Below are 13,468 nucleotides of genomic sequence, written 5' to 3'. Positions count from 1 at the left end.
TTTGACAAGGGGGTGACCCGCATTGCTGGTGTGACCATAACCAATCGTCCAAACACATGCCGTGTCTCTGTAAGCCTCTAAACGTAAACCTTCCCATTGTTTGATAAGCTCTAATCCTTCTTTCGATATCTTTCTCATCTGACGCTCCATAAAAAAAGCCCCACAAAAGTGAGGCTGGATAAAAATGTTTTTTTATGATCTCTATTGACTATGCTCTTTGATCAGTTGCTCGACTTCTTCAACACGAAAGCCAAGTTGAAAGAGCGGCGCATATTCGCTTTCCTGTAATTCATACTGACAACGCTTTTCTACAAAATCACCATTTGAATCAAACGGCATGGTTGTTGTTAGACAAACCTTATGCGTGTCATCTTCAATCCCCTCTTCTCCCTCTCCAAGCTCTTTGACAAAGACCCAATAAAAACGCATTGCTAAAAGATGCTCTAGCCTTCTTACGGTTTCAACCTTATCAAATTCAAGCATATTCAGATAATCTTCCTTGCTATTTAAATGCTCTGGATAATCTATCATCTACCCCTCCTAAACAAAACAGCGTGGGCGGCTACAGCCACGGGCGCCAGCCGATTCATAAATGGCATTCCGTATAATGACTGCACGCAAATGTGGAGTGATATTCGTAGTATCTGACCAGTCTCCACCAGCCAACAATGCATACATATCTTTTTTAAACTGTACATTTGGTGAAGCTCCAGTTACCGTTTGCATGAAACAAACATCTCTCACAAATTGCCAAACATAACCGCAACCATCTTCACAACCGATGTGCGAAATCATCCGTATATTTGCCGTATTCTTATAACCTCCAGAATGTTTCGGTGAAGGTGCTTTTTTGCCTTGAATCCCACCACCTTCATTGCTTCCATACATCGCAGAAGTAAATTCTGTATTATTGAGCAAAGCCTTCTTAACACGCTGCATATCGGATATATGATCTGTTTGTAGACGGTTCGTCGTAATAGGAACATTATACGCCGAGCGGGTACTGTGACCCGTCCCTGACTGAAGATAAATATCACCCCAAAGATCTGTAGAGGGATCATAGACCATCCCTTCGGGTGAACTATGCGGGCGGTGATTCAAACACCAAACAGAGTTCGGCAATATATCCCCTGCTTGATAACCCGATAAGGGATGAGAGGAAATCGTACCAACATCTGCACAAAGCGTATGAAAACCTCCTATCTTTCGCGAATTACTCACGGTGTAATCCCTTGGATACGTAGAGTTTTCTGACAAAACAAGTTTATGAGACTGTTTTCCATCAGAAACCAAATAAACATAATAATCCTTGCCTGCCGAAAGAGAAGGAACGCTTATTCTTGTATCTGACGTATAACTTGCAACCAAAGCATCATTGCCTAATGCCAAGGTTATACGCGTTCCTTTCTTCAATGTGAGTTGTCTTCTCCCTGACGCAACCAGAAACGGTGTGGAAATTGAAAGAACCGTTAAATTGGACTGTTTCAGTAAATTGTTTACCTCTTCCCCTAGCACTTTTGCCTGTGAGGCTACTGTATGGGCTGTTGTTGCCGTTGCTAGGGAACTCTTGATACCTCCAAGCTCTTGTTTCGTCGTATCGGCGGTTTTTTTGGCTTCTTCTGCTGTCCTTTTCGCTCTATCGGCTACTTCCTTGGCTTTTTCGGCTTCGCTCTTGGCTTGATAGGCTTGTGAATCTGCCGACTCTGCTTTTTTCTTGGCTTCGTCTGAGTACATCCGCGCTAAACTTACGGGGGCTTTAAAATTATCAACCACTTGATTGATATCGATAACTCTACTCATTGCAGACGAGGCTGTTTTTTCTGCATTTTCTGCCTGATTGCGTGCTTGCTCCGCATCATGTCTTGCATAACCAGCAGATTCCTTGGCTTCCTTGGCTATTTTTTGTGCCTCTTCTGCTTCGTCTTCTAAAGACGCGGCTTTTTTACCGGCTGTTTCGGCTGCCTTCTGCGCTTGTTCTGCTATATATTTTGCATTACTAGCTATTTCCTTGGCTTTTTCTACTTCATTCTTGGCTTCATACGCTCGATCATCGGCTTTTTCCGCTATTTTCTTGGCTTCGTCTGAGTACATCCGCGCTAAACTTGCTGTAGTTTTAGCACTATCTGCTGTTTCATTCGCGTCGTAAGCTTTACTCCACGCTTCATTCGCTGTGCTTTTTGCCTTTTCCGCCTCACTACGGGCTTGCGTCGCGTCATGTCTTGCATAACCAGCAGATTCCTTGGCTTCCTTGGCTATTTTTTGTGCCTCTTCTGCTTCGTCTTCTAAAGACGCGGCTTTTTTACCGGCTGTTTCGGCTGCCTTCTGCGCTTGTTCTGCTATATATTTTGCATTACTAGCTATTTCCTTGGCTTTTTCTACTTCATTCTTGGCTTCATACGCTCGATCATCGGCTTTTTCCGCTATTTTCTTGGCTTCGTCTGAGTACATCCGCGCTAAACTTGCTGTAGTTTTAGCACTATCTGCTGTTTCATTCGCGTCGTAAGCTTTATTCCACGCTGCATTCGCTGTGCTTTTTGCATTTTCCGCCTCACTACGGGCTTGCCCCGCATCATGGTTGGCATAACCAGCTGTCTGTTTGGCTTCTTTAGCTATTTTTTCGGCTTCATCCGCTACTGTCTCTACCTGTACTGCCTTCTTCTGAGCGCTTTCAGAAACCTTTTTTGCCTCTTCTGCTGTCGACTTCGCACTAGCAGCTACTTGTTTTAGTTCATCCAAAGCACTTTGAGATTCTTGTACAATCTTCTCTACTGCTTCGGCTTTACGCTTCGCTTCTTCCGCTATGCCCTTAACCGCTTCCCCACTCACCTGCCCTGCCGTATCTCCTGAACGCGCAGCTGACTCTGCTGCCGCTTTCGCTTCAGAAGCTACTTTTGTAGCCTCCTCTGCACTCTGTTGGGCTTGATGAGCCGTCGCTGTTGCTGTATCCGCTGCACTCTTGGCTTCTTCTGCTGTGATCTTCGCTGTGTTCGCCACCCTAACAGCGCTTTCTGATGCTCCTTTGGCTTCGTTAGCTACCGTTTCTGCTGTTTCTGTCGCTGCCGCTACCGATTGTTTTACTTCCTCCACTAAACCTTTTGCCTCAACAGCTGTCGTTTTACTTTCATTAGCTAACGTTGCTGCCTGATCTGCTACTTTCTTCGCTTCAGCGGCTTTAGACAGTGCTTCTGAAGCATCTTCGGTAGCTGTTGATGTCTCTAACGCCTGTTTTGCCTCTTGCGCCATAGTCTTGGCTTCTGAAGCTGTGACTGTCGCATCATCCGCCTTCTTTTCAGCTCTTGCGGCTTTCTCTTCTGCCGTTTCTGCTGTGCTCTTAGCATCTTGCGAAAGGACATGTGCATCCTCTGCTTTATTTTTCGCTTCCACCGCCGTGTCTTTTGCGCTATCCGCTATCTGCTTTGCATTATTCGCTAATGTTTCTGCCGAATGCGCTTTCATCTTAACTTCTTCAACCAATTGTTTGGCTTCACCGGCTTTAGTCTTGGCTTGTGTAGCAACGTCTTCTATTGTTAAAGCCCTCTGTTCTACTCCTTCTGCTGTCCTTTTGGCTCCCTCAGCTGTATTCTTGACATGATCAACCGATTGCTTAAGATCATGTGCTACCGACAGAGCTTTAGACGCCGTTTCTTTTGCATCAACAGCTACCGAAGATGCTGTTTCTGCTGTCGTCTTAGCTTCAGAAGCTGTCGTGAGAGCTTGCCCACTGCTTGCTGCCGCTGTTTCTGCAACATTCTTCACCTCACCCATCACCTGCTTGACATCATCAAAAGCGCTCTTGGTTTGTTCGGAAAGTGCTTTTGCATCTCCTGCCGTTGCCTTGGCTTCTCTTGCCTCTGTCAAAGCTGTCTCTACTGTGCCTTGAACTTGTGTCACTCTTTGAGAGCTTTCCGTGACCACTGTCGTCACTCTATCGGCTGCACCTTTAGTATCCTCCGCAATACGCTTGGCTTCTTGCGCTAACCTCTCTGCCGCTTCTGATTTCATCTTGGCATCTTCTGAAGAGGCTTTCGATACCTCTGCTGTCTGCTTGGCAGCATTAGATGCTGTTAATGCCGTATTTGCCTGCTCTAAAGCTGTCTCTGATGTCGTCTTGGCTTCTGAAGCTGTCGTAACTGCACTCGCTGCTGTGCCTACTGCTTGTGCTATCGTCGTCGTCGCTGCATCCGATAATTCCTTGACACTGTCTGCTATAGTTTTCGCTTGATCTGCTGTTTGTTGCGCGCCATTCGCACGCGCCATGGCTTTTTCTGCTTCTTGTCTTGCATTAACAACCTGCTCTAACGGTGCAAAGGTTTCATACGAATACAAAGATGCCGTCCCTAAAAGCTTCGGAACAACAACGCTGTCTTGAGAAGTTCCTGCTACCATTTCTTCTCTCGTCGCGACTGGTATCAAATATTCATGTTCATGATCGGGTATCTTCATCTGCTTTCGTCCTCACATCATTCACAGTGCTTCATCTAATGAACACTCTTTCAAATCTTCAAACTCTTCTCTTAAGGTCTCTAAGCGCTTCTCTAAATCTTTTAACGACCCATCAAGATCGGCTTTCAAAGCGGCTTTCAGTAAATCAAAAACGCCATTAAGCGGCGCATGCACAAAATGATCCCCCGAATACAAAACGACCCGTACTTGAGACGGGTCGCTAATCTCTGATATCGCAAACGGTTTTAATGACATTTCATTTCCTCATGTCTTGATCCCATAAATTACACTCACATTAACGGGGCGCGTTTCAACACCACCAACCCTCTCTGCCATGAGGTGATGTTCATGATGCGCTCTGTCATTCAGCCCTTCTGTTATAGGCGTGGAATAATATAAAAAATTAGCAAACGGGCTCCTGATAAACCACGGTAAGCGAGGCGGCTTATCTTTTTCTGTAAACCAAAAGGGAACTTCTGAAGTGCCCGCTATTTGGTCAAATTCTTGATTACACTTGTCCAAAGCATCACCACTCAACCCTACACACTCTTCGTCTATAGCTCTCTTTCGCCTTTGCAAAGAAACATCACGTTTTTTACGAGAAGAAAGACCTTCTGATGATGCTGGACCTATAAAATGTTCATGCGCTTTTAAAGAACAGCCTTGCTGACTTGCAAAAGAACGCCAAGGGTCTAGATTGCGTTCATAATCGAGGCCCCGTAAAAACATTCCCCTAAAATCGGGAACATTAAACGTCTCAACGCCATCTCCTTCTCCCCACGTCGTTCCTATGACACAAAATAAATCCCAATAAACATACCGTGAATAAGAACGCCCATCACATGGCAACCAACCATCCGGCAGGCGTTCCATTGCAAACGGTCCTATCAGACCAGAGGGTAAGCGTTTTAAGGAAGAAACTTTGCCCCTTGTCGGATTGAGAACTTGCCAACCCGTAAGTTCTTCATCATACACAAGCGTATAAAGACAACCATCTTGTATCTCTCCTCCCGATAAGGCTAATAAACCGGTTTCTGTCGCCTTATAAACGGGCTTACCAACTAAATTATTTAAAGCAATTGTTGTCGCCCCTACATTTTTGCCCTTCGCTTTAAAACAAACCGATATGCCATTCTTATACTCTAAAAATGCCGATTGGCTTAGAAGCCTTATCACACTCGTCTTTTGGTTATTATCAACCGTTACAATGCCTTCAAGCACGCCGCCCGTATCCGATAAATACTCACTTATCCTTTGCATCATCACACGGGCGCTATTATTGACCGTGTTAGGGTGCTGTCCCTCTGACCAATTAATCAAAGCATCAGCACCACCATTCTCAGATGCCGTTAAAGACCAATCATAAATCGTCGACATATGAACCTCACGTCTTGATTCCAAACACAACACTCATATTAATCGGACGCGTCTCACTTGCACCTGAACTTGCCAACGCAACATCACGCATGTGAAGGTGGGAATGGGGAAAGGCTAGCTTATGGTGCACGCGTATATCTTCTGCCCTCACACCCAAACGTTCGGCAAGCTTCAACCTTTGCTGGTCATTCAACGCATATCCCCAGATGATCGTCATATCACCATGCCAACTCTCTTCCTGATTTTCAGCATTCAAAATCGTAAAGGATTGACCACTATGGTCATGCTTTCTCATAGCGTCATTTTGTAAAGTGCCAAGATAACGAAAGCGGTCTATCTCGCGGTCATCATCAACACCTCGTAAAAAAACACCACGCAAATCGGGAACGTTAAACTTTGTCCAACTATCAGCTCCACCCCATCTGATCCCTATCGCATCATAAAGAGCAGGATAATCACTCCGCGAATAAGCTTTCCCATCACAGAGTAACCAGCCCTCTGGCAAAACTTGCATCCCAAAAATCCCTATCGTCCCCGTAGGATAAATGGGAATAACCGGTTCTTGTGATAAAGAAAGAGGCGTAGGATTTAAAACTTGCCAAGCATGATCCCTATAAATCAAGCTATAAATGCACCCCCTTTGAAGTTCACCTCCAGATAATGCACGAATGCCTAATTCCGTCGCCTTATAAACGGGCATACCGACTAAATCATTCAAGGCAATTGCGGTTTCCCCAACATTCTTACCCTTCGCTTTAAAACAAACCGATATCCCATTCTTATACTCTAAAAAATGCGATTTACTTTGAAGTCTTATCAACGTCGTCTGCTGTTCATTATCAACCGTAAAGCTACTTTCAATCACACCACTCGTATCGGATAAATATTCACGCACACGCTGCATCATCACACGGGCGCTATTATTCACACTGCTAGGACGTTGTCCTTTTGACCAATCAATCAAAGCATCACAATAGGCATTCAAGGAGGCATTTAAAGACCAATCATAGATCGTCGACATTTTAACCTCATGTCTTAATCGCAAACAGAACACTCACATTTACTGGACGCGTCTCGCCTTCACCAGTGCGCTCCAAAACAACCTCTTGGCTCTCATCAAAAGTATAAGGACTTGCAACGTGACTCCTTAAATTCTCACGCTCTATACCCATAAAATTCGCGAGAGAGCTCCCCCCAAACAAGCCTAGACGATAGCCTAATACATCCGTCGTATTCCCATCCCAAAAGTTTTCGTTGCTGGTAAAATGAGACATCGATAGGCTCTGTCCTTGATGTTGGTGAGACTCGATTAAATCTGTTTGCACACTTGCAAAAGAACGCCCCTCATCAATATTGCGCCCTCCATCAAGCCCCCGTAAAAACATTCCCCTAAAATCTGGAACATTAAACGTTGTAACACCATCCCCCTCTCCCCAAACCGTTCCTATCGTCTCAAATAAATCACGATAATCACGACGCAAATAAGCCTTCCCATCGCAAATTAACCAATCCTTTGGAATCCCGCGCATGCCAAACGTTCCTATGAACCCCGTGGGATAAAGACTGCTTTCTTCTTGCAAAGGGATAGAGGTAGGATTAACAAGATGCCAATGATCTCCATTATAAACCAATGTATAAATGCACCCTTGTTGGATTTCGCCCCCTGATAAAGGACCAACCCCTAATTCCGTTGCTTTATAAACCGGCTTGCCGTCTAAAGTATTTAAGACAATCGTGGTTGCTCCAACATTCTTCCCCATAGCCATAAAGCGCAAAACGATACCATTCTTATACTCTAAAAACTGTGAGGTGCTTGCAAGTCTTATCACACTCGTTTGTTGGACATGATCATTTGTAACAACCCCTTCAAGCGCTCCACCCGTGTCTGACAAATACTCACTTATCCTTTGCATCATCACACGGGCGCTCGTATTCACACTGCTAGGCTGCTGTCCTTCTGACCAATCAATCAAATCATCTACGCGCGTATTATCCGCCGCTCTAAGCGACCAATCATAGATCGTTGACATCTCTCATAAATCCTAATTCCGGTAAAATGGTCCGTAAAACGCCCGCATGAATTGCGTCATTAAAGGGTTATCATCAGATCTCTCATCAGCTTCTTCTGATGCCTCTTGCTCTGATGAAAGTAAGGCTCTTAAAACCTCGAGAAAATTATCCCTGTTCCCCTGTGCTGGTACAGAGCCTCCAAAAACAATAGGGCGTGCACCATAAGACTTCTTCCCACCGTACATCTGCAACACACGGTTGACAAAATCACTTGCACGCATAGCGTTGTTTCCACCATTCAAGCCAACCGCATTGCTGCCAACAATTTGCGCCGCATTCGCATGGGGATTTTGAAGAAGCCGCGCGGCTCCCCCTGCCCCTTGTTGATGTGCTAAATACAACTCCGCTTCACTAGGCGCTCTTCCCAACAGACGGCTTAAATGATTGCGATTATCAAGTGTCAACCGCCCCATGGCATCTGCCGCTTGCATGGGGTCAAACCTATTCTGCAAACCATATTGTTTGGCGGTGCTGTCTATAAATTGATACAACCCACCCGCAGAAGAGCGGGGATTCCTTGCATTGGGACTCCCACCACTTTCAACTTGCGCAACACGGTATAAATAACTCTCTGGCAAACCATAACGTGCTGCCGTTTGCCGTATCGCTTGATTAACAGAAGGGCTATAACGGGTCATTGAACCTTACTCCTTGCAAATCTGCCAATTTCTCCCATCAGTAATGAAGAAATAAAATGTGCTGCCTTCTCAGTAAAAATTCCCCTTTTATGCCAATCTATGAACCTTTGTAACATTTGAGCAACTTCCTGCTGGTTCATACCTTTAACGCCAAAAGTTGCTAACTTCGTCATATCACGTTCAAATATTTGCCTTTCTTTTTGAGGCAATTTCCTAATTGTATCTGATAAAATATTTTGTGTAATTTTTGCTCCTGCACGGGCTGCACTCACTTTTCCGTACGGAATATTAACACCTGTAAAATAAGAAGGTTCAGGCGTTCCTTGAAACGGTTTGAGTGCCCTTTGGGCTGCATCTTCATAGAACCTTTCGTCATCTACAGCTTTTCTAAACGCATGAATATTTTTAGGGCTTAAAGACCTGCTAAGATTATCAGACATGCTACCCGTTTGTAAAATATTCGAAAGGCTATTAACAGGGCGAGAACCTTTTAATATGTCATCTATATAGTCTCTCATCCCTACATGATAGGTATTGAGACCATCTGACATCGCTCCTTTACGAAGACCTTCTGCTATTGTTGCTCCAGAAACATCTCTCTGTACAATGTTTTTGCCTTGTTCTATCGCTTCTTGAAAACCTTTATATTTTTCTACACTAGCCCGCGCTGCTTTATAGGTAGGAGAAATTTCGTCCGTTATCTTTACCAAATTGTTCTTAATCAATTGGTACCCTGAAGACTTTTGATTATCACCAAAATTTTTATACTTTTCAATTAATTCATCTAGACTTTTCTTAGTTTGATCTAATAACTCCATTGTGGGCTTATAGTTAAGATGGCTAAAATTTTTATCATAAAATCGTTGAGCAATTGCTTTGCGTGGGTCGCCTTCTAAGATATCAACTGCTTCTTTAAGGGCATCTTGAAACCATTTATTTTTGAAAAGCCTATTTAGAGCCGGATAATGTCTTTTCGCGATTGGAGTTTGCATCGCTTGTGCATAAAGATGTTTGTATTCTCTTTCTCCTTGCTCTTTAAGAAAACTTTGTAAAACTTTCGTATCTTGGAGAGGAGTAATGTGTTCATCCGCCGATTGACCAATACGGTGGACAGCGTTCTGTACCCTTTCCCCATGAGCATGTTTCAAAAGTTCAGAAACGCGAGTATTTGTTTTTCCCATATTAGCAAGTGATACTTCTAAATTCGGACTAATGTCTGTCAAAAATGCATGACGCGGCGCACTTGCAAGGCGTTCTGCAACATTCTCAACACCATCATCATATAATGTTTTTGCAACTTCCCTAACTGCTTTGGTTTGGACGTCTTTATGAGCAGGATTAAAATACCCTCTTAAAAAAGGAATATGTTGCAATCCATGTCCCGCTTTTCTTAACCCCCAAGAAGCTCCTGTACCAGCAAGAGAACCAACAGGACCAGCAACAGCCCCAATACCACCACCAATCCCTGCCGAAGTAAGGCGGTCATAAAGACCATCTCCTGCTCCAGAACCATGCAAAGCACCAGATCCCGCGCCTAAAAGTGCCGCCTTACCAAGGTTTCCAAATGTTGATGTTGCCACTGAACCGGCTCTTAAAAGTCCCAGCCCAGGGATGAATGATGCTGCTGTTGGTACAATGGAACCAAGGATATAACCAATAGAAGACCACACTGGATGTTTTTCTTCCAAGGCTTTTTGGTAAGCACGTTCTTTGGCTACTCTTCTATTATAGATTTCTTCGGCTTTTTTATCGCCGCTCCAATAATCCGTAAAACCCGCTTCATTCGCCGCTTGTATCTCATCACTATAACCTGCCGTGAGACCAGATATCCCATGGCTCCAAAGCGCATCCCACCAACTAAGATCTTTATCAGAAAATGAGAAATCATCTGTTGTATCTTGAGTGCTTGAAATCTCAGGACCAACTACTTTATATTCCCTAGCCCATTCAGGGAGAAGTGACTTATCATAATCCTTATATTCAGAGTAATCCGCTATATTTTGAGGGTTGGGGATCTCAGGACCAACTACCTTATATTTCCTAGCCCATTCAGGGAGAAGTGACTTATCATAATCTTTGTATTCAGACATGGGATAACCTATTTTTCTACAGGGACTAGATTGCCATTTGCACGCCTAACCAAAAATACTGTTCCTTTTGGAAGGTTTTCGACATCTTTTGCACTTTTTACTATTGGTGCATTTGCATAATTCCCTTTAGGCATCGATAAATCTACTGAATATTGATCAGAGATTTCCTTAGGCGTTTCTAGAGGCTGCCCTGTTAACGCATTGTATAATTTAGTATCATTAAGCTTATTAAAAGCACCCAATGTTGTTTCAAGAAGACGTAAAGTCTTCTCCAATCCTTTCTTATCGCGCCCAACATCCAAAGAACCAAACATCGATGTCATCGCCTTACTTTCGAAATCTGATATAGGACCAGTTCCTGCTGTGCCGTTAGGACTCATCGATTTTAGGTTCTCAAATACAGTCTTTAGAACGCCACCTCTAATCCCATCCAATAATTTGTCTAATTCATATGCAGGTGTTCCTCCAATGCCGCGCGACCCCCATCCAACAAACCCTGTCGAATAACCGTCTTTTATGAGTTTGATAGCGTCTGCAATATCACTTAATCCAGCACGCAGCTGCTGTTTATTGACAAGAACATTTCTTCTCTTTTTATCCTCCCATTCTTTCTGTGCTTGTAACTTCTGATTATACTCAAGTTCCTGTAGAGACCCTTTAATCGGTCTCGCTTCACGTTCACCTGTCTGTGGATTGGTATACCATTGATACCCCAGAGGTAACTTAGAAGTATCATCACCTGTTAGCAATGCACTAAGCATTTGAGGATTCCGTGCCATGATAGCAGCTTCTTCATCACTGTAGCCTTTGGACTTTAGATACTCGACGGTCTGGTTAATCTGCCCTCTTTTTTCTCTTTCCATATCACCACGACGAAGATTCATAGCTCCATTCGCTAAACTTTGTGCTATCGTCCCATCTGATAATGCATAACCAATCCCATAATCTGATAATCTTTGTAAAAACTCAGGACTACGCAAGTAATCCCAAAAACTCTGTTGAGAACCAGTATCTTTGTGAAGAACAGTACTCTGTTGTGGCTGTGCAAACTGCTGTGGTTCTACAGATGAAATAGGCTCTGGTAATTGAGACTGCTTTGGTTTTAATGATGCCAAATCTGAAAGTGCATTAGGCAAAGGTTCCATATCTAAAGGGTTTGATTGTGAACCAAAGGTCGCTACTGGTAAAGAAGGAACAGAAGATGTTACATCCGGTTTTCTGCCTGCCGGTCTTAAAGACGAACTTACATCTGGTAAAGGTGGAGTATTTTTAGCAAAACCTAGAGGATTCGATTGTGAACCAAAAGTTGCTATAGGTGAAGAAGGGGTTAAATAAGGCAAATTATTTGCCTGTTGTTTGATGTCTTCTAGATCGTTGAAACGTATACGTGGTACATATTGTCCCATTCCATACATAGACTTAAGAAGTCTTGATAAAATATTATCGTTACTATTTTGCATAACTACCTCACTTTTTTCCTGCAAAATGAGCAATACTAGCTAAAATCCCTATAGCGTTCTTCCAAGGGTCGTTACCATGCATCGTAGAGTCTGACATATTATTCATCGTTGTACCGTAATTTCTTGCAAAACCATGACCGGCGTTCATAAGCATATTCAACCTATTCCAGCCGCTATTGTCTTGCTCCAGCCAACGTTCACGATTGGCATCAACAACTCTCTGATTGTGGGCATCAAGCACACCTCCCGCCTGTATGGCATTGGAATAGGCATTGCCATAACCCTGTAAGAAGTTATTTGAGGCTCCCAACTGATTTTGATTGGCTTGGTCTATCATGGCATTGGCTTGCATCATGCGGTCCGCATCACGATTATATTGATCTGCCATAGCACTTGTGGACAAAGCACCAAGTTCATTTGCCAATACACCTGCATGTGCACCGGACCCATAACGACCCGCACCAGCAAAAGAGCTGTTAATCGTATCTCTTACACGGTCTAAGCTATTTTGAAGAGCAGCATTAAAAGACGGATTCTGTCCAACCATACCACCAGAAGCCATATGTCTAAGATTCATGGCTGCCGACGTTGGATTGTAGATTGTATTCATCAAAGAGCGATTTTGATAATGATGAGGTATGCTGCCAAGTCCACCAATTCCATAGCGTGTTTGATCACTTAACGGCGCAATACGAGGACCGCCATACACATTACCACCCGCCCCTGTATTATACAGATGATACGCATCACTACCCCCACGCTTAAATACATTCTCCAACCAAGCTGGAGGGGCGCTTGTCTGTACCTGCTTTTGTTCTGTTGTTGCTGGTGTCTTGCTCCCCATTTCACAATTCCTTCCTGTAATAAAGCATATCTATGCTGTAACCTTGCTTGTCCAGTGCACGTTTCCAACCCAAACGACCCAAGATCTCCATTTCAGAAGCGCCATTCTCACGCGCCCAATCCTCTGCAACTTGCAAATTATCAACCAAATCAAGAACACCCTTGCCACTACATTCACAAATGAGCGCGCGCTTCTTTCCTAAAACTGTCTGTTGTATCTGGGTCGTGACTACCGCTAAAAATCGCTCTTCATCATCCAAAACAAGCCATAACTGTTTCTTGCCACTGCCAATAGATTCAATGAGTTCTTGCAACGTAATTTCATGTTTAAAACGCTCTACATACTCATTAAAAGACGCAATAATCTCTTCAAGATAAGGTGCTATACGCTCCATATCCCAAGAACTGGTCAAAAAGACTTTTGCCATTACCCTCTACCAAAAGGACGTAAATCCACATTAAACCCCGTAATCATCGTCCAAGGTTCATTCTTAGGAATGCGCAATTTAAACCGGTGATAACGATTGCGTGAACGCCCATGATAAGC

12 protein-coding genes are annotated in these 13,468 nt (G+C 43.8%); all 12 read right to left on the bottom strand.

Annotated features, from left to right (window positions below; all coding sequences use genetic code 11):
- The coding region (locus ACFIKU_RS08780) for a lysozyme (protein WP_375657278.1) at window positions 1-138 on the bottom strand (138 nt) is incomplete at its 3' end.
- Window positions 139-201: 63 nt separating this feature from the next.
- A complete protein-coding gene (locus tag ACFIKU_RS08775) occupies window positions 202-531 on the bottom strand; it encodes a hypothetical protein (RefSeq protein WP_273724653.1) in 330 nt (109 codons plus the stop codon).
- Between the two features lie 9 nt (window positions 532-540).
- Entirely contained in the window at window positions 541-4,443 is a 3,903-nt protein-coding gene (locus ACFIKU_RS08770; RefSeq protein ID WP_375657277.1) for an alanine-zipper protein, read from the bottom strand.
- A gap of 21 nt (window positions 4,444-4,464) precedes the next feature.
- Entirely contained in the window at window positions 4,465-4,698 is a 234-nt protein-coding gene (locus ACFIKU_RS08765) for a hypothetical protein (RefSeq protein WP_375657276.1), read from the bottom strand.
- Between the two features lie 9 nt (window positions 4,699-4,707).
- The gene (locus ACFIKU_RS08760; protein WP_375642687.1) at window positions 4,708-5,820 is read right to left on the bottom strand and encodes a phage tail protein; all 1,113 of its coding nucleotides are present in this window, start codon (window positions 5,818-5,820) and stop codon (window positions 4,708-4,710) included.
- 7 nt (window positions 5,821-5,827) lie between these two features.
- Entirely contained in the window at window positions 5,828-6,841 is a 1,014-nt protein-coding gene (locus tag ACFIKU_RS08755) for a phage tail protein (RefSeq protein ID WP_375657275.1), read from the bottom strand.
- A gap of 7 nt (window positions 6,842-6,848) precedes the next feature.
- Window positions 6,849-7,850 (bottom strand): phage tail protein, encoded by a 1,002-nt coding sequence (locus ACFIKU_RS08750; protein WP_375657274.1) that lies wholly within the window; start codon window positions 7,848-7,850, stop codon window positions 6,849-6,851.
- Window positions 7,851-7,862: 12 nt separating this feature from the next.
- Complete coding sequence (locus tag ACFIKU_RS08745) at window positions 7,863-8,528, bottom strand: transglycosylase SLT domain-containing protein (RefSeq protein WP_375657273.1); 666 nt, start codon at window positions 8,526-8,528, stop codon at window positions 7,863-7,865.
- The gene (locus ACFIKU_RS08740) at window positions 8,525-10,618 is read right to left on the bottom strand and encodes a glycine zipper family protein (RefSeq protein ID WP_375657272.1); all 2,094 of its coding nucleotides are present in this window, start codon (window positions 10,616-10,618) and stop codon (window positions 8,525-8,527) included. The genes ACFIKU_RS08745 and ACFIKU_RS08740 overlap by 4 nt, the downstream gene beginning before the upstream one ends.
- An 8-nt stretch (window positions 10,619-10,626) precedes the next feature.
- Complete coding sequence (locus ACFIKU_RS08735; RefSeq protein WP_375657271.1) at window positions 10,627-12,078, bottom strand: hypothetical protein; 1,452 nt, start codon at window positions 12,076-12,078, stop codon at window positions 10,627-10,629.
- Between the two features lie 7 nt (window positions 12,079-12,085).
- Window positions 12,086-12,922 (bottom strand): hypothetical protein, encoded by an 837-nt coding sequence (locus tag ACFIKU_RS08730; protein WP_375657270.1) that lies wholly within the window; start codon window positions 12,920-12,922, stop codon window positions 12,086-12,088.
- Window position 12,923: 1 nt separating this feature from the next.
- Window positions 12,924-13,349, bottom strand: a complete 426-nt coding sequence (locus ACFIKU_RS08725; RefSeq protein WP_375657269.1) for a hypothetical protein — start codon at window positions 13,347-13,349, stop codon at window positions 12,924-12,926.
- Window positions 13,350-13,468: the final 119 nt, after the last annotated feature.

This window comes from Bartonella sp. CM120XJJH (assembly GCF_042194715.1).
Taxonomy (GTDB): domain Bacteria; phylum Pseudomonadota; class Alphaproteobacteria; order Rhizobiales; family Rhizobiaceae; genus Bartonella.
This window is presented reverse-complemented; position numbering and strand designations above follow the sequence as displayed.

Coding starts and splice junctions, on each gene's coding strand:
- ACFIKU_RS08775 (WP_273724653.1), bottom strand. CDS start 531: ATGATAGATTATCCAGAGCATTTAAATAGCAAGGAAGATTATCTGAAT.
- ACFIKU_RS08770 (WP_375657277.1), bottom strand. CDS start 4,443: ATGAAGATACCCGATCATGAACATGAATATTTGATACCAGTCGCGACG.
- ACFIKU_RS08765 (WP_375657276.1), bottom strand. CDS start 4,698: ATGTCATTAAAACCGTTTGCGATATCAGAGATTAGCGACCCGTCTCAA.
- ACFIKU_RS08760 (WP_375642687.1), bottom strand. CDS start 5,820: ATGTCGACGATTTATGATTGGTCTTTAACGGCATCTGAGAATGGTGGT.
- ACFIKU_RS08755 (WP_375657275.1), bottom strand. CDS start 6,841: ATGTCGACGATCTATGATTGGTCTTTAAATGCCTCCTTGAATGCCTAT.
- ACFIKU_RS08750 (WP_375657274.1), bottom strand. CDS start 7,850: ATGTCAACGATCTATGATTGGTCGCTTAGAGCGGCGGATAATACGCGC.
- ACFIKU_RS08745 (WP_375657273.1), bottom strand. CDS start 8,528: ATGACCCGTTATAGCCCTTCTGTTAATCAAGCGATACGGCAAACGGCA.
- ACFIKU_RS08740 (WP_375657272.1), bottom strand. CDS start 10,618: ATGTCTGAATACAAAGATTATGATAAGTCACTTCTCCCTGAATGGGCT.
- ACFIKU_RS08735 (WP_375657271.1), bottom strand. CDS start 12,078: ATGCAAAATAGTAACGATAATATTTTATCAAGACTTCTTAAGTCTATG.
- ACFIKU_RS08730 (WP_375657270.1), bottom strand. CDS start 12,922: ATGGGGAGCAAGACACCAGCAACAACAGAACAAAAGCAGGTACAGACA.
- ACFIKU_RS08725 (WP_375657269.1), bottom strand. CDS start 13,349: ATGGCAAAAGTCTTTTTGACCAGTTCTTGGGATATGGAGCGTATAGCA.